This window comes from Salinicoccus sp. Marseille-QA3875 (assembly GCF_054950095.1).
The window spans coordinates 1210879-1226130 of record NZ_CM143103.1 but is presented as its reverse complement, the minus strand read 5'-3'; the positions used below and the strand labels follow the sequence as shown (position 1 = coordinate 1226130).

The following is a 15252-nucleotide window of genomic DNA, read 5'->3' as shown; positions in this document are numbered from 1 at the left end:
AATATGTTGAAAATAACTGAAAGTGATTATCCAAATGTCATTTATATGGAAGTGGACGGCGGCGTGACTAAAAAAGATACAGATGAAGCCGCTGAATTTATAAGCAGACATTACGGTGAAAGTAGTGAAATCAATGTACTTGCCTACTTTAAAAAGATACAGAATGTCGAAGTCGGCGCCTTGGTGAAAGGTACATTCGTCGATATGTGGTACTGGAACAAGTATGAAAAAATTGCTTTTGTCACCGATGATGAAAGACTGAAAAAAGCAGCTTCTGTGGCAGACCACCTCCCCGGCCTTAACGTCAGAGAATATGATAAGGCAGAAATGGACGACGCCTGGAGCTGGCTCAGCGAATAAGGCTGGATGACGCCATACCTGGGACAGACAAACATTTGGATGGTTTTATTTTAAAAATGAACTTTTGAAAAGACCCGAGACAATCCGGGTCTTTTTCACTTAGTGATGGTATAGAGCGCCGTACTGTGGTTAAATGAAACTAAGTAAAATACGTATATTAAGGTGAGTTCAATGAAACATATTATAGATGGAAAGTGCCTTTGGATAATGTTTGCGGTATTGATACTCGCGTCATGTCACTCCGAACCGGCGGAAGAAACTGAAAAATCGGAAGCACCTGAAGCGACGGAAGCACAGGATGAAACCGAAGAAAGCTCTGGGGAAGCTGATGAGGGGGAAGAGTCTGCAGAAGAGACATCTGAATCGGAAGAGATTGAAGAACGTACATATGAGCTTGTAACTGAAGAAGAAGTTTTTGATGAGGCTGGCATCGAGGCGCTTGTAAACAGGCAGTACCTGCTAAGCGAAGATTATGTACCGCGTGATCTGGTGGCTGTCGAAGTGCCGTTGATATTCCCGGAGCATCCGGAAATCAATCAGCTCCGGGCCCCGGCAGCTGACGCATTGAAGCAGATGTTTGCAACGGCAGAGGAAGCGGGCATTATATTATATGCAAGGTCCGGCTACCGTTCATACGGGACCCAGGAGATACAATACGGGAGTTACGTGGAAACGCACGGTGAGGAAGCGGCGAGCCGTTTCAGTGCACCGCCGGGGGCCAGTGAACATCAGACGGGGCTCGCAATGGATGTGACGAGTGAAAGTGTCGGCTATGAACTGTTGGAATCTTTCGGTGAGACGGCTGAAGGCGAATGGGTGAAAGACAACGCTCACGTCTACGGCTTTATCATCCGCTATCATGAAGGCAAGGAAGATATTACCGGCTACATGTATGAACCGTGGCATTTGAGATATGTAGGCGAAGAGCTGGCTCAAGATATATATGACAGTGGTCTGACGTATGAAGAATATATTATGGAGAGTGGGATAGACATTGAAGAGAACTGAGCGGAATAAAAACAAATCAACTTTGTTAAAAATACTTGTTCCCGTATTATTGCTCATTGTCGTCATCGGGGCTGCGTATGGCACTTTCACCTTTTTGAACGATGACGGTGAACCGGGTGAAGAAGTGGCAGTGGATGAAGAATCGGAAAACAGTGAAAATGACGGGGGGACAAACGGCGATGACCCGGAAAGTGACGGCTCGGATGACAGCGGCTCGGAAGCGGACGGCGAAGCGGCATCAGAATCTGAAACGACGGAAATTACAATCTCGACCGTCGGCGATATAATGGCCCATGATGAGCAGTATTGGGGTGCTTACGTAGAAGAGACGGATTCATACGATTTTAAACCGGTCTTTGAACACGTGAAGCCTTATCTGGAAGAGGCGGACCTTGCAATCGGCAACTTTGAAACGACAGTTGCGGGTGAGGACCGGGGCTACACGGGCTATCCGTTGTTCAATACACCGGATGCAATTGTCGAAGGTGTGGAGTATGCAGGGTTTGATTCAATCGTCACTTCCAATAACCACAGCCTGGACATGGGCGCACAGGGCATCGAACGCACAGTCCAGAAGCTTGAGGAAGCGGATATGGATGTTGTCGGTACATATGAGGAAGCACCGGAAGAGCGCCATGTCATTAAAGATGTCAACGGCATCAAAGTGGCGTTGCTCGCGTTTACAGAAAGCATGAACGGCATGGACGACCCGTATACGGACGAAGAAGTGCATAATATGATTGACGTCATCTCTGAAGAGAACTTGACAGCGGCCATCGATGCAGCGAAAGCGGACGATCCGGACATCATTCTCACATACATGCACTGGGGCCCTGAATATGTAGAGGAGCCGGGTGACAGCCAGAAACATTACGCACAGTTTTTAGCGGATCAGGGCGTGGACCTCATCATCGGTTCCCATCCGCACGTGCTGCAGCGCGGGGAAACGATTGAATCCAGCGATGGCGAACATGAAGCATTCGTCGCTTACTCACTGGGTAACTTCGTTTCCAACCAGCGCCTTGAAACAATCGGAGAGGACTTCCAGCCGAATGAAGACGGCGTTATCATGCACTTCGATATTGAAAAAGATACGGCATCCGATGAAACGACAGTGGCCGACATCAGCTACACGCCGACATGGGTGTACCGCCACAGTGAAACCGGCGAGAGACCGTTTGATTATGAGATACTGCCTGTAGAAGATTTCCAGGGTGACGAAAATCTGCCGGACAGTATATTGGAACGTCTCGACCGCTCGCTTGAACGGACAAATTCAAGATTAAATTTAGAATAATGAAATCTGAATAAACGGATGATCGATTAACGCTCAGAGTTAATGATTTGTTCGTTTATTCTTTTTAAATCATGAAATTGCAGGTGTAAAGATGAAGAAATGGATTGGCATCATAATTGGCGTGATAGCGGTTCTCGCAGTCACTGTAATAGTATTATTTAACTTTACGAATATTTTCCAGGCAAATGAAGATGAAGCATTGAATGAATATGTTTCAAATTTTGAAGAAGGCAGCTATGAAGAAATCTATGAAAATCTCAGCGCAGAGCATAGAGAAGAATACAGCGCTGAAGATGTGACAGAACGTTATGAAAAGTTGTACGAAGATCTGGGCGTTGAAAAAAGAGAAATCAACAATCTAGAACTGGATGAAGAAAACTCTACAGATGTCCATAAGATCTACGACGGGGAATGGGCAATCGATTCCGCATACGGCGAACTTTCCAAAGATATCGAGGTAAGCCTTTTATACAATGAGGAAGAGAATGACTGGCATGTGGAATGGACACCTGACATGATCATTCCGGAGCTTGGCAATCATGTACTGGACTTCAACTTCACTAAAGGTGAGCGCGGTGAAATCCAGGATAAATCCGGAGAACCCCTGGCGTTCAACGGTCATAAGGAAGTGGTCGGCTTTATTGCCGGAGAGGTTGAAGAAGAAGACCTGACGGCTCTGAGCGATACGCTTGAAATCAGTGAGGAATCACTGGAGAGCACTTTCAATCAGGAGTGGATCAGTGAAGGGATGTTTGTTCCCATTAAGGAAACACACCGGTTTTCTGATGAGGACAAAGCCGGTTTTGAAGAGAACAATCTGCAGGTGCAGGAAGAGCCTGCCCGGGAATATGAGCTGGATGCGGCAACATTCCATCTGCTCGGCTATGTCGGCGGCGTGAATGCAGAAGAACTTGAAGAATCGGATTATTTAAGCGAGGGCGACGTGACAGGAAAGCGCGGACTGGAACAGTTATATGATGAGCGTCTGCAGCCGAAAAGCGGTTATGAAATTACAATCATGGATGACAAAGGCAATGCAGTCGATACTTTATTCAGTGAAGAAGCTGAGGACGGTTCGGATATCGTCCTGACGATAGATGGAGAGTTGCAAAAGATTGTTTACAGCGAGATGGAAGAAGACTCAGGCGCTAGCGTCGCACTGGATCCGAAGAATGGTGACATGCTCGCAACGGTCAGCTATCCGAGCCCGAGCCCTTATGATTTCATGTTCGGCATCAGCCAGAATGAGCTGGAAGAACTGCAGAATGATGATGAAAACCCGCTTGTCGGAAAATTCAACCGCACGACTTCTCCGGGATCGACCCAGAAAATTCTTTCTGCATTGGTTGCGCTCAATACTGATGGATTCGATCGTGATGAGACCCGTGAGATTTCAGGCAGGAGCTGGCAGAAGGATGACTCCTGGGGCGGTTACAGCGTCAACCGCTATCACGTAGAAGACGGCGGATTCGACCTGGACCGGGCGATTACGAGCTCCGACAATATCTACTTTGCACAGACGATGCTGGATCTTGGAGCAGAACGTTTCACTGAAGGCATGCACGAGCTCGGCATCGGTGAAGAATATGACACCGACTATCCGATATATACCAGCCAGGTTTCAAACGAAGAACAGATTGAAAATGAAGTACTGCTTGCCGACAGCGCATACGGACAGGGTGAGCTGCTGATTTCACCGATACAGATCACTTCAATCTATGCCGGTGTAATCAACGGCGGCGATATTTACGTGCCGCACATACTTGCAGATTCTGAAGATGAAATCCAGGTGGAGAACATCGCAGATGAAGATGATCTTAATTACCTTGAAAGTGCGATGAGAAGTGTCGTGACCGATTATCATGCAAGTGATATGGAACGGGACTATGCATCATTTGCAGGCAAAACCGGCACCAGTGAAAATAAAATGTCACAGGACACACGCGGTTCGGAAACAGGCTGGTTCATCGGCTATGATCAGGATGAAAAAGACATGATTTTAAGTCTTTACGCTGAAGATGTGGAAGATCGCGGCATGAGTGAATATTCAGCACAGAAATTTGCAGATATTCAAGATGAGTACAGAACTGAAGAATGATGAAATGGTAAAAAATGCTTATCATATATACATGATGAGCATTTTTTTATAAATAAAACCCTGTCCACTCGGTTTACTATCCAATTTTACTATGCTAAGCTTTTTATAATTATCTGAATAATTTCGCTCGACGTTCAAGTAATTTTTAATAAAAATTCTGACGGGAAGGAGATTTTCAATATGGACGCATTTCCACTGGCGGGATGGCTGATTTTAATATTGCCGCCTATCCTATTTATCGGTTCAGTCGTCATCTGGTATATTCGGGAACTTAAAATGGAAAAACTGGAAAATGAACTTTTTAAAAAACAAAAAAGAAATGAGGGGGCTTAACCAATGGGTGGTACTGGTATATTAATAATTGTAATCCTTTATCTCATATTTCTGTTGGGCCTCGGTATGTGGTCTGCGAGATTAAGCAGCAAAGGTTCTTCGGAATACTTTCTTGGCGGAAGGAATCTGGGACCATGGGTTTTATCCATGAGTGAGAAAGCATCGGAATCAAGCGGTTTTATGACAGTCGGTCTGCCGGGTGAGGCATATTCGACAGGTATGAGTGCAGCATGGAACGCAGTATCAAGTGTGTTCTCGATCTTTAACTGGCTGTTCTTTGCAAAAAGGATCCGCCGCTTATCAGAGCTGCAGAATTCAATAACGGTGCCGGACTTTCTGTCCGCGCGTTTCAAAGATGATACACACATCATGAGATGGGTTTCCATCGTCGTCATGACAGTTTTCATGACGGTCTACGTCACGGCTCAGTTCGTGGCGTTCGGTGTTTTATTTGAAGTCGTACTTGGGGTCAGCTTTTCAACCGGCGTCATCGTCGGCGGTATCGTAACAGTCGTCTATACGATGATGGGCGGGTTCCTCGCGGTATCTCTGACTGACTTTATACAGGGGCTGCTGATGGCATTTGCATTTCTGGTGCTGCCAATTCTCGCGATTTTTGAAATCGGCGGTTTCACAGAAATGGGCTACCAGCTGTCAGATATGATGGGCGAGGAATTCCTTGCGCCGTTTTTTGGCAACTCGGCTCTTACGGTCGCAGGTCTTATCGCTATCATCAGTTACTTATTCATCGGGATCGGATTCAATGGTTCCCCGCACGTCCTGGTGCGTTACATGGCACTCAGAAATACGCGTGATGTAAAACGTATTGCACTGATCGGGATCGTATGGATGATGATCGCATACTACGGTGCCGTTCTTATCGGTATGTCCGGACTTGCTTTATTCCCGGGACTTGAAGATCCTGAACAGATCTTCCCGACAATGACGGTTGAACTCCTGCCATGGTGGCTTGCCGGTATCATCGTCTCAGCAGCATTGTCTGCAATGATGTCATCAATCGACTCCATGCTTCTGATTGCATCTTCAACAATCGCAGAAGACATGTGGAATAAGATCTTCAAAAAAGGTGAGCTTGCCGAAGATAAGACGATTCTTATCGCACGTATTGCAACAGCTGTACTCGGTGCGTTTGCAATCATCATCGCTTTGAACCCGCTTGACTCGGTCTTCTGGCTGGCAGTATTCGCATGGGCGGGTCTTGCCACATGTTTCGGACCGCCGATCATCCTTTCCCTGTTTTGGAAGGGTGTCACTAAAACCGGCGCAATCACGGGTATGATCGTCGGACCACTTGTTACTGTCATCTGGTATTTCTGGCCGCCGCTTGATATTTATGAAGGCGGACCGGCATTTATTGCAGCATTGGTTGCAATCGTCGTGGTCAGCTTGTTTACCAAGCCACCCGAAGGTGATGACTTTGATAAACTTTGGGATGACTTTACCGAGAAAAATGAACTTGGCAGATTTACTTTCCTGCCTTCGGATGAACAAGTCATTGAAAATCTGAAAGCGAGCAATCTGGACAATAAGACTGAAAAAGAGATCATCATGGATCTGATTGACCGCGATTATAAATCAGCAGGTACATTCAGAACTGCAGGAACAGCTGAAACGAATGGATAACGTTCAAAACAAACTGGTCTCTATCATCAACACACCTATGGATTTAAGTGACAGGGAACTGGTTGGTTATCCGTATTTGATCGTATTGTGCAAAGTGACCATGCCGCGGATTTTCATGAAACCCAGGACGGCATGGACGGTTATTACGGTGGACCTTGTAAAGGGCGTGCCGCTCCGTTCAAATATGTTTCCTGAAACGACAGAAATCGATATTGATTCTTCAGCACTGGTGCCTCCGGTACTGACTGCGGAAGAAGCGATCAATAAAGCGCGAAAATTGGTAATCAGATGGGTGATGCATAAATATCATGCATTCAGAAACCCTGAAATAGAAATTGTGCAGGAGCAGGAAGTATATAAAGCATTTTTCTTCTCAGAGATAGATGGCAAAGAAATATTGGTCGATTCTGTCAAAGGTCTGACGGGGGAAGATTTATAACTTATACGAAAGCAGGGATAGAGTGTTTGATTTCAAATCAAGAAGATCACGTGTCATCGATAAACTTCAGAAACAGGGCGATGCAGTTGCAGTGATCATGAATCCGGACTACGTTTATTATCTGACAGGTTACCACGGTGCACTCGGCATCGAGTGGGGCAGACCGAACATCTTTATACAGACTGTACATGGCGAATCCGTACTCATCGTGCCTGTAATGGAAGAGGAGATGGCCCATAAACAGACCGATATCACAAAAATCATCCCGTGGACAGACGGCATCGATGATGAATGGCGTCCGCCTCTAAAGGAATATCTGAATAAGTACAAAGATGAGAAAGCGGCAGTCGACTATATGTGGATGCCGCGCGTCGTCTGGGATTTCATCGGAGAAGTGATTTCAAAAGACCGCATATCAGATATCGGTCCGGAAATAGACAAACTCAGAAGCGTTAAAGATCCCGAGGAAATCCAGGTCGCAAGACACGCAGGCGAAGTGGCAGTCGAAATGCTGAAAGGCGCGATGAAAGTTGCAGCACCCGGCGTTTACGAATACGAAGTGGAGCTGGCTTCAAAAGAAGCAGGGACACGCCATGCTGCCAAGCTGATGGAAGCACACTATCAACATGTGCAGCCGTTCAACTATCCCGGCATAGGAAATAAACAGATCATGAGTTCAGGCAGCGAAATCACAATGTGCCACCACAGAAGCGGCATGACAAAACTCGTCCATGGCGAGCCCCTCTTCATCTGTCATTGCGGTACGGCAGAGTTCAAAAATTTCTTCGTCGGATTCGACCGTACGCTTTTCGTCGGCGACATCAATGATGAAGTCGCAAAAATGCTGGACGTGGCTGAAGAGGCACAGAAATCAGCGATCGCCCAGATTAAACCCGGCGCATATGCGAAAGACGTATTCGAGGCATATGCAGGAGTCATCGAAGACAATGGCTATCCGATTCCTTTCAGAGCCGGCCGTTCTTTAGGGTTCTCATATACCGCCTCTCCGGAGCTTGCTAAAAACAGTGAGGCAGTTATTGAAGAAGGCATGGTATTTGCAGTAGACGGCGGTACGGATTCTGACAACTACCGTACCCAGGTCGGCGACAGCATCCTTGTCACTAAAGACGGTGTAGAATATTTAACGGAGTTTACGAAAGACCATAACAAGCTGATCGTTGGAAAATAAAGACTGGTGCTCACATAGAGACGAAATCATCCGCAAGTGAACAAATCAAACAAAAAGAGTCACTGGAATTTTATTTTCCAGTGACTCTTTTTAATCTCTGATTTCTGCGAGTCTGCTCAAGTACGGCTATAATCCAGTTTCAGCGCGCGTTTTTCTTCTGATTTATTAATCAGGAGATTGGCAGCTGCGTCGCCAGTGACATTCATCGTTGTATATGCCATATCAAGAAGACGGTAAATTGCAGCAATCGGTCCCATCATTTCAATCGGCAGACCGAGCAGTGTTAAAAATGAGGCGCCGAGGACGATACCTCCTCCGGGAATACCTGGTGCAGCCATATTCAATACTGTGGCGATGAGTACGAGGTAGATGATCTGTCCTACATCGAGCGGCAGGTTGTAAAAATCGGAAACGAATACTGCAAGTACGCTGAACGAAATTGCACCACCAGCCATATTTATGGTCGTACCAAGCGGTACTACAAAATTAGTAATGGACTCGGATGCTTTGAAATCGACTTTTGATACACGCATTGTTGTCGGAAGTGTTACTGCTGAACTGGTAGTGGATAATGAAACTAACCATACTTTGTATATGCCCTTAATGAATTGTACAGGCGTCAGGCCGGTATATAGCCATACAGGTATAAGCATTACAACTATGAAAGCAATGATACATCCGAGATAAGCTGTAAATATGTATAGTCCGAGTGCTGAAAATATTCCTGTACCGTATTCTGCAACAGCAAAAGCCATCAGTGAAATGATACCAATTGGTGTGGCTTCCATAATGAAGTCCAGCACTTTGAAGATAATCGTTGAAAGACTATTAATTACATTTTTAACAGGTTCAGCTTCCTCACCGACGATGACAATGGCAATGGAAAAAATGGCTGTGAATAAAATCGTTGCCAGTATATCGCCTTCAGAGATAGCCATAAATAAGTTGTCGGGAACGATATTCATGAAAAACTCAGCGAGCGTCGGTTCAGCTACTTCTCCCTCATATGAGGCAGATTCTACCTCGATACTCTTTCCGGGACGTATAAGGTAGGAGATGATTAGACCGATGGCTGCTGTGGCGATAAACATGAGAACGAAAACCACAATACTTTTCAAACCGATGCGCCCGAGATCTTGAGAGCTGCCTATGTTGATGATACCAGTGGAAACAGCTACAAAAATGACCGGAATAATCATCATTTGAATCAGATTTAAATAAATATCTCCGACAAAGCTTGTCTGGATGGAAAATGCCGGGAAGAATATACCCATTAGAATACCGAGTCCAAAGCCGATGGCAATGCGGGTGAAAAGATGATTTTTTCCTGTCAGTAATTTTTTCATTAAAGTCTGCTCCTCATAAGTGATGTTTAAATTTGTTAGAAATAAATTCAAGACTTATTAAATTTTAAAAAGTTCTTATATTCTAACAATTTAACGATGACCTGTCAATACAAGTTTAGATGAAGTGTTTCAGGATTTTATTCACGCCCTATTTTTCGTAAAAAAAAGCTCCACCCAAAAGGGTGGAGCTAAATTCAAGCCACTTTCAATTAAAACATTTCTGAAGCGACTTTTTGGTTTAAGAAGTTAAGCAGGTAATCCGGGCTGCCTGTCTTCTGGTCTGTACCTGAAAGTTTGAAACCGCCGAATGGGTGGTATCCAACGACAGCTGCAGTACAGCCGCGGTTCAGGTAAAGGTTGCCGACATCGAATTTGCGGACTGCCAAGTGCCAGTTTTCACGTGTATTCGTGATGACTGCACCAGTCAGCCCGTATTCTGTGTTGTTTGCAACTTTAAGACCTTCGTCAAAGTCTTTGACTTTAGTGAAGCCGACTACAGGTCCGAAGATTTCTTCCTGCATGATTACAGCTTCCGGATCAAGGTCTGAGAAGATTGTCGGGTGAACAAAGAATCCTGTGGAATCATCTGTTTCTCCGCCAAATTCAAGTTTACCTTCTTTTTTACCTGTTTCGATATATTCTTTAATGTTGTCGAACTGTTTCTGGCTGACAACAGGTCCCATGTCAGTGTTGTCCACCGTGTTTCCTACAGTCAGTTCTTTAGCCAGTTCGATTGATCTTGCAAGTACTTCGTCATGAACATCTTCGTGAACGACAGCACGTGAACATGCTGAACATTTCTGTCCTGAAAATCCGAATGCTGAAGTTACGATTGACTCAGCTGCAACTTCGATGTCCGCATCTTTATCAACGATAATTGTATCTTTACCGCCCATTTCAGTGATTGTGCGTTTCAGGAAGTGCTGTCCTTCCTGCACGACTGCCGCTCTTTCTGTAATACGCAGTCCAACACCTTTTGAACCAGTAAACGTGATGAAGTGTGTTTTATGGTGGTCTACCATGTAATCACCGATGTCACGTGATGAACCTGGTACAAAGTTGACTACACCTGCAGGGAGTCCTGCTTCTTCAAGGACTTCCATCAATTTATATGCAATCAAAGGAGTGTCTCCTGATGGTTTCAACAGTACTGTGTTACCTGCAACAACCGGTGCAAGTGTCGTACCTGCCATGATTGCGAATGGGAAGTTCCATGGTGAGATTGTTACACCGACACCCATAGGCTGATAGAAGTAGCTGTTTGTTTCACCTTCACGGTCAAGTGTCGGTTTACCATCTGCTAATTCAACCATTGAGCGGGCATAGTATTCAATGAAGTCGATTGCTTCATTTGTATCTCCATCAGCTTCATTCCATGGTTTACCAGCTTCGTATACCATCAATGCCGAAAACTCATGTTTTCTCCGGCGAATGATTGCTGAAACTCTTAAAAGCAGGTCTGCACGTTCTTTTGCAGTCCACGCACTCCATGATTCAAATGCTTCTTCAGCAGCTTCGAAAGCCTGCTCGATGTGATCTGGTTTAGCTTTTGAAACATGACCAAGAATCTGCTCTTTATCGGCAGGGTTGATGACAGTCGTCTTATCGTCTGTCATGATATCTTTCCCACCGATTACGAGTGGACGTTCAACACCAAAATCTTCTTTCACTTGCTCTAATGCTTGTTTGAATGCCTGCTTGTTTGATTCTTGAGTAAAATCAGTCGCAGCCTCTGCTTTGTAAGGCAATACCATTAAAAATTCCTCCTAAAAATTAAATTGTTGCGAGAAAGCGCATATGTTTATTCTACCCTAATAATATCAGGTTATGCAAAAGAAAGGGCTTACATTTATAAGTGGTAAATATTCGCAATATTCGTTAAAATGAAAGTGGGATATGAAGTTGAAAGAGTTGGGTATTCTGATGAAATGAAAAGGAAACACGATAAATAATTCGGTGGTGACAGCCATGGATATCAATGCAGTACTGGAATACTTAAAAACCCATTACAATCATACGACGGTAAAGGAAGCGGCTGACTATTTCGGATATAGTGAGTCGCATTTTTATCGTGTCTTCAAAAAGGAAACGGGCGTCACCCCGCAGGATTATCTGGTGAGCCTGAAAGTGCAGAACAGTGTAGAGCAGCTTTTGAAGACGAATGCCTCCGTCCTTAATATCCAGTTGAAATCCGGCTATTTGAGCGAGGGCACCTTTACGAACAGAATCAAGAAATCAATGATCCTCTCACCGAAACAGCTGACCAGCCGGCACCATAAGATCTACAGCGATTATAAACTGCATGAAGATGATGAGCCGCTGGAAGAAGTCAGCGGACAGGCGGATCTTACCGTCCGTCTGACTTCCAGTGAGACATTCGAAGGCATCATATTCATCGGACTGTTCAAAAAGCCGATACCGAACCAGTCGCCGGTGATCGGCAAAGCGATATTGAAATTCGATAAGGAACGGGACGTTTATTTTAACAATGTGCCAAAAGGCGACTATTACTGTCTGGCATGTGTCATTCACAAAACTTACAATCCACTCAAAATCTTTGTCCACAAAGATAATTTGAGAGGCAGAGTGGAAAAGAAGATGACTTTTCCCGGGAAATACAAAAAGACTTTGAATTTACGGCCGCCTCTGCCTGAAGATCCTCCAATCACTTTGAATCTCCCTCTGTTATTCATCAATATTTTAAAAGAGGAGAGAAATGAATATAGGGCGGATTAGAATAATAAATACAGGACAGGAAATTGTATAATTGATGTGATTAGAATATCCATCAGCACGATTTTAAGAGTGAATAATGAGAGGAGAGAATCAAATGGTCAAACATTTTCAGTATTTCAATTTCCAGAATGCACGTGAAGCAATCGACTACTATAAAGACAATTTCAATGCTTCTTTAGTTTCCATACAGATGATGGATGACGCAATGTTCGAGGATACTTCCGAGTTTAAAGATATTCCGGTAGACATAAAAGAAAACTTCGTCATGCATGCCGAGATAGAAATCATGGGACATGGTTTCTACATCAGTGATACATGGAACAGGAAACCCATCAATAATGAAGGAGCGATGATGGCCTTCGTCTTCGATCTGGAAACGGAGAAGGATCAGATGATATCATTTTATGAGCAGGCGGTTGGATCCGGAGTGGACGTCCAGATGCCGATGGAGGAAACTGAATGGACACAAATGTTTGCATCATTTAAAGACAAGTACGGTGTCAATTGGATGTTGAGCGGCGAGTAAGAAATATGACAGACGGACTGCAGATCATGTAATGTGGTCTGCAGTTTTTGTCATCACTTCCATTACTATATGAACATATGCTAATATATAGATGTATAAAGAATCAGGGGTGGATATATGGATTATAAAAAACTGGATTCAGAAACGATAGATACTGTCACTCAAACGTTCAAGGCACTCGGAGATCCGACGAGGATACGTATATTGACTTATCTGTTCAACGACGAACATTCGGTCGGTGACATTTCAAATACATTGGATATTAAACAGTCAACGGTTTCACATCAATTGAAGACGCTTAAAAATCTGAGGCTGGTCAAATCGCGGAGAGAAGGCACCACAATCTATTATTCCCATGATGATAAACACGTGATGCTGATGCTGGATCAGATGATCAGCCATATTGAACATGATTAAGATGAATTTCAGGAGGTGCAGAGATGAGTCATGACCACTCGCATGATGCGAATAAAAAAACACTGTTCACCGCATTTTTAATCATTACATTTTTTATGATCATTGAAGCGGTCGGCGGTTTCCTGACGAACAGTCTGGCACTTCTCGCGGATGCCGGACATATGCTGAGTGATGCGATATCACTCGGTGTCGCAGTAGTTGCCCTGACACTCGGCGAAAGGGTCGCAAATTACAGTAAGACATACGGCTACAAACGGTTTGAAATACTTGCCGCCGTTTTCAACGGTGTCACTTTAATACTGATTTCCGGCTTTATATTTTATGAAGCCATCGGCAGATTTCAAGATCCGCCGGAAGTGGCTTCATTCGGCATGCTCGGCATCGCAGCAATCGGCCTCATCGTCAATATCATTGTCGCATGGATGCTGATGAGAAGCGGAAGTACGAAGGATAACCTGAATATCAGAGCGGCGTTCCTTCATGTATTAGGCGACCTGCTCGGTTCAGTCGGAGCAATCATTGCGGCACTGCTGATGATTTTCTTCAACTGGGGCATCGCTGACCCGCTCGCCAGTATCATCGTCGCCGTACTCATCCTGATCAGCGGCTGGCGGGTGACGAAAGATTCGCTGCACGTGCTGATGGAAGGCACCCCGGTCAATGTCGACCTCGAAGCCATCGTCCGGAGGATAGAAGCCTTCGATGAAGTGAAAGGCATACATGACCTCCATGCATGGACGATCACAAGCGGTATGAACGCGCTGTCCGCCCACGTCGTTGTAGACGGGGCTATGACAGTATTAGAAAGTCAGGCACTGCTTCATAAAATCGAACACGAACTGGAAGAGAACAATATCGGGCACGTCACGATTCAGATTGAATGCAAAGACCACAGCCACGGCACGGAAGTCATCTGTGATATGGCATTCCGGACGGAATCAGATCATCACCACGGCCATGCCCATTAAAAATAAAGGCTTGAATCCGTTTAAGAGGATTTAAGCCTTTTCGTCTATCAGTTCCATGATGAATGCCGCAGCGGCCTCCAGCTCTTCAGGGGAATAGGGAAGTGCTTTTGTGGAATCCATCATGAGCCGGCACAGCTCATCAGTACGCATCTCTTCAGATTTCATGAACGCTCTGTATCTGTCTTTCGTATAACCGTCCAAATCAAAATATGCACGGACTGAATCCATATCGTAGTGATGGGCTGCCTGGAGGACGACAAGCATGGTGAAGTGGTTCAGATAATAGATGGACAGCAGGAGATCTCCCATTTCATCCCGGGCGTAATTCGCCAGCAGATAATAGCATTTGACTGCGGTGTATTTGTTTTCATCATTGATATGATCATGGACTTTCTCTTCTAAATAACCTATGGCAATCTGATGGTCGGCCAGATTTTGATGATCCAGATAAAATTCATAGACTTCATGCACATCAAAGCTGCCGTTGAAATGGAAATAGTTTAAAAAGCAGGTCTGACTGTAAAAATTGGACCACCCTTCAGAAAGTTTATAGACATTTTTTAAGGGAACATCAGTGAAATCAATTTCTGTTGCATACTGAAGAATCCTTTTGATGAGTTCGGGTTTATTTCCTGAAACTTTGAATCCGGAATCTTTTAAAATGTATTTCAGTTCAAATGCCCTTAACTTTTGGAGGGTTTCAGGCAGGCTGTCATCCTCATAGATCACACCTGCATCTAAAAGACGCCGCACGAGATCCGCCGGCTGCCGGTCATACTGGAACTGCCAGAAATCATATTTATGTACTTCTTCAGTTGTTCTGTCAGTAATATAGTGCATGAAAAGGACTTCCACCGCACCCAGTTTCAAATTCATCACCCCTTTGAAAAC

General features: G+C 44.8%; 15 protein-coding genes. 12 read left to right on the top strand and 3 right to left on the bottom strand.

Annotated elements, in window-relative coordinates:
* Positions 1-3: 3 nt before the first annotated feature.
* From ACY8DT_RS06270 to ACY8DT_RS06235, 8 genes are all read left to right on the top strand, one after another.
* On the top strand, positions 4-360 hold the full coding sequence (locus ACY8DT_RS06270; protein ID WP_462422059.1) for a SpoIIAA family protein: 357 nt from the start codon (positions 4-6) through the stop codon (positions 358-360).
* Positions 361-531: 171 nt separating this feature from the next.
* Positions 532-1368 (top strand): M15 family metallopeptidase, encoded by an 837-nt coding sequence (locus tag ACY8DT_RS06265; protein ID WP_462422058.1) that lies wholly within the window; start codon positions 532-534, stop codon positions 1366-1368.
* Positions 1355-2665, top strand: a complete 1311-nt coding sequence (locus ACY8DT_RS06260) for a CapA family protein (protein ID WP_462422057.1) — start codon at positions 1355-1357, stop codon at positions 2663-2665. Before ACY8DT_RS06265 ends, ACY8DT_RS06260 begins: the two co-directional genes overlap by 14 nt.
* A gap of 91 nt (positions 2666-2756) precedes the next feature.
* Positions 2757-4763, top strand: coding sequence for a penicillin-binding transpeptidase domain-containing protein (locus tag ACY8DT_RS06255; protein WP_462422056.1), 2007 nt, complete (start codon positions 2757-2759; stop codon positions 4761-4763).
* A gap of 180 nt (positions 4764-4943) precedes the next feature.
* Positions 4944-5096 (top strand): hypothetical protein, encoded by a 153-nt coding sequence (locus ACY8DT_RS06250; protein ID WP_462422055.1) that lies wholly within the window; start codon positions 4944-4946, stop codon positions 5094-5096.
* Between the two features lie 3 nt (positions 5097-5099).
* The gene (locus ACY8DT_RS06245; protein WP_462422054.1) at positions 5100-6740 is read left to right on the top strand and encodes a sodium/proline symporter; all 1641 of its coding nucleotides are present in this window, start codon (positions 5100-5102) and stop codon (positions 6738-6740) included.
* Positions 6733-7179, top strand: a complete 447-nt coding sequence (locus tag ACY8DT_RS06240; protein ID WP_462422053.1) for a hypothetical protein — start codon at positions 6733-6735, stop codon at positions 7177-7179. The genes ACY8DT_RS06245 and ACY8DT_RS06240 overlap by 8 nt, the downstream gene beginning before the upstream one ends.
* Positions 7180-7201: 22 nt before the next feature.
* On the top strand, positions 7202-8368 hold the full coding sequence (locus ACY8DT_RS06235) for a M24 family metallopeptidase (protein ID WP_462422052.1): 1167 nt from the start codon (positions 7202-7204) through the stop codon (positions 8366-8368).
* Positions 8369-8484: 116 nt separating this feature from the next.
* On the opposite strand, the gene ACY8DT_RS06230 is transcribed toward ACY8DT_RS06235, so the two are convergent.
* Together ACY8DT_RS06230 and pruA are read right to left on the bottom strand one after the other, a co-directional pair.
* Positions 8485-9714, bottom strand: coding sequence for a dicarboxylate/amino acid:cation symporter (locus tag ACY8DT_RS06230; protein WP_462422051.1), 1230 nt, complete (start codon positions 9712-9714; stop codon positions 8485-8487).
* Between the two features lie 209 nt (positions 9715-9923).
* Positions 9924-11468, bottom strand: a complete 1545-nt coding sequence (gene pruA, locus ACY8DT_RS06225) for an L-glutamate gamma-semialdehyde dehydrogenase (protein WP_462422050.1) — start codon at positions 11466-11468, stop codon at positions 9924-9926.
* 214 nt (positions 11469-11682) lie between these two features.
* Here pruA and ACY8DT_RS06220 point away from each other — a divergent pair, with 214 nt between their 5' ends.
* The 4 genes from ACY8DT_RS06220 (at position 11683) to ACY8DT_RS06205 (ending at position 14361) form a co-directional block, all read left to right on the top strand.
* A complete protein-coding gene (locus tag ACY8DT_RS06220) occupies positions 11683-12450 on the top strand; it encodes a helix-turn-helix transcriptional regulator (protein WP_462422049.1) in 768 nt (255 codons plus the stop codon).
* Between the two features lie 94 nt (positions 12451-12544).
* Complete coding sequence (locus tag ACY8DT_RS06215; RefSeq protein ID WP_462422048.1) at positions 12545-12976, top strand: VOC family protein; 432 nt, start codon at positions 12545-12547, stop codon at positions 12974-12976.
* 117 nt (positions 12977-13093) lie between these two features.
* Positions 13094-13393: an ArsR/SmtB family transcription factor gene (locus ACY8DT_RS06210; RefSeq protein WP_462422047.1), complete on the top strand. Its 300-nt coding sequence runs from the start codon at positions 13094-13096 to the stop codon at positions 13391-13393.
* 23 nt (positions 13394-13416) lie between these two features.
* On the top strand, positions 13417-14361 hold the full coding sequence (locus ACY8DT_RS06205) for a cation diffusion facilitator family transporter (protein ID WP_462422046.1): 945 nt from the start codon (positions 13417-13419) through the stop codon (positions 14359-14361).
* A gap of 30 nt (positions 14362-14391) precedes the next feature.
* On the opposite strand, the gene ACY8DT_RS06200 is transcribed toward ACY8DT_RS06205, so the two are convergent.
* Entirely contained in the window at positions 14392-15237 is an 846-nt protein-coding gene (locus tag ACY8DT_RS06200; RefSeq protein ID WP_462422045.1) for an SAP domain-containing protein, read from the bottom strand.
* Between the last annotated feature and the right edge of the window lie 15 nt (positions 15238-15252).

Coding starts and splice junctions, on each gene's coding strand:
- ACY8DT_RS06205 (WP_462422046.1), top strand. CDS start 13,417: ATGAGTCATGACCACTCGCATGATGCGAATAAAAAAACACTGTTCACC.
- ACY8DT_RS06210 (WP_462422047.1), top strand. CDS start 13,094: ATGGATTATAAAAAACTGGATTCAGAAACGATAGATACTGTCACTCAA.
- ACY8DT_RS06270 (WP_462422059.1), top strand. CDS start 4: ATGTTGAAAATAACTGAAAGTGATTATCCAAATGTCATTTATATGGAA.
- pruA (WP_462422050.1), bottom strand. CDS start 11,468: ATGGTATTGCCTTACAAAGCAGAGGCTGCGACTGATTTTACTCAAGAA.
- ACY8DT_RS06245 (WP_462422054.1), top strand. CDS start 5,100: ATGGGTGGTACTGGTATATTAATAATTGTAATCCTTTATCTCATATTT.
- ACY8DT_RS06255 (WP_462422056.1), top strand. CDS start 2,757: ATGAAGAAATGGATTGGCATCATAATTGGCGTGATAGCGGTTCTCGCA.
- ACY8DT_RS06230 (WP_462422051.1), bottom strand. CDS start 9,714: ATGAAAAAATTACTGACAGGAAAAAATCATCTTTTCACCCGCATTGCC.
- ACY8DT_RS06250 (WP_462422055.1), top strand. CDS start 4,944: ATGGACGCATTTCCACTGGCGGGATGGCTGATTTTAATATTGCCGCCT.
- ACY8DT_RS06265 (WP_462422058.1), top strand. CDS start 532: ATGAAACATATTATAGATGGAAAGTGCCTTTGGATAATGTTTGCGGTA.
- ACY8DT_RS06240 (WP_462422053.1), top strand. CDS start 6,733: ATGGATAACGTTCAAAACAAACTGGTCTCTATCATCAACACACCTATG.
- ACY8DT_RS06220 (WP_462422049.1), top strand. CDS start 11,683: ATGGATATCAATGCAGTACTGGAATACTTAAAAACCCATTACAATCAT.
- ACY8DT_RS06200 (WP_462422045.1), bottom strand. CDS start 15,237: ATGAATTTGAAACTGGGTGCGGTGGAAGTCCTTTTCATGCACTATATT.
- ACY8DT_RS06215 (WP_462422048.1), top strand. CDS start 12,545: ATGGTCAAACATTTTCAGTATTTCAATTTCCAGAATGCACGTGAAGCA.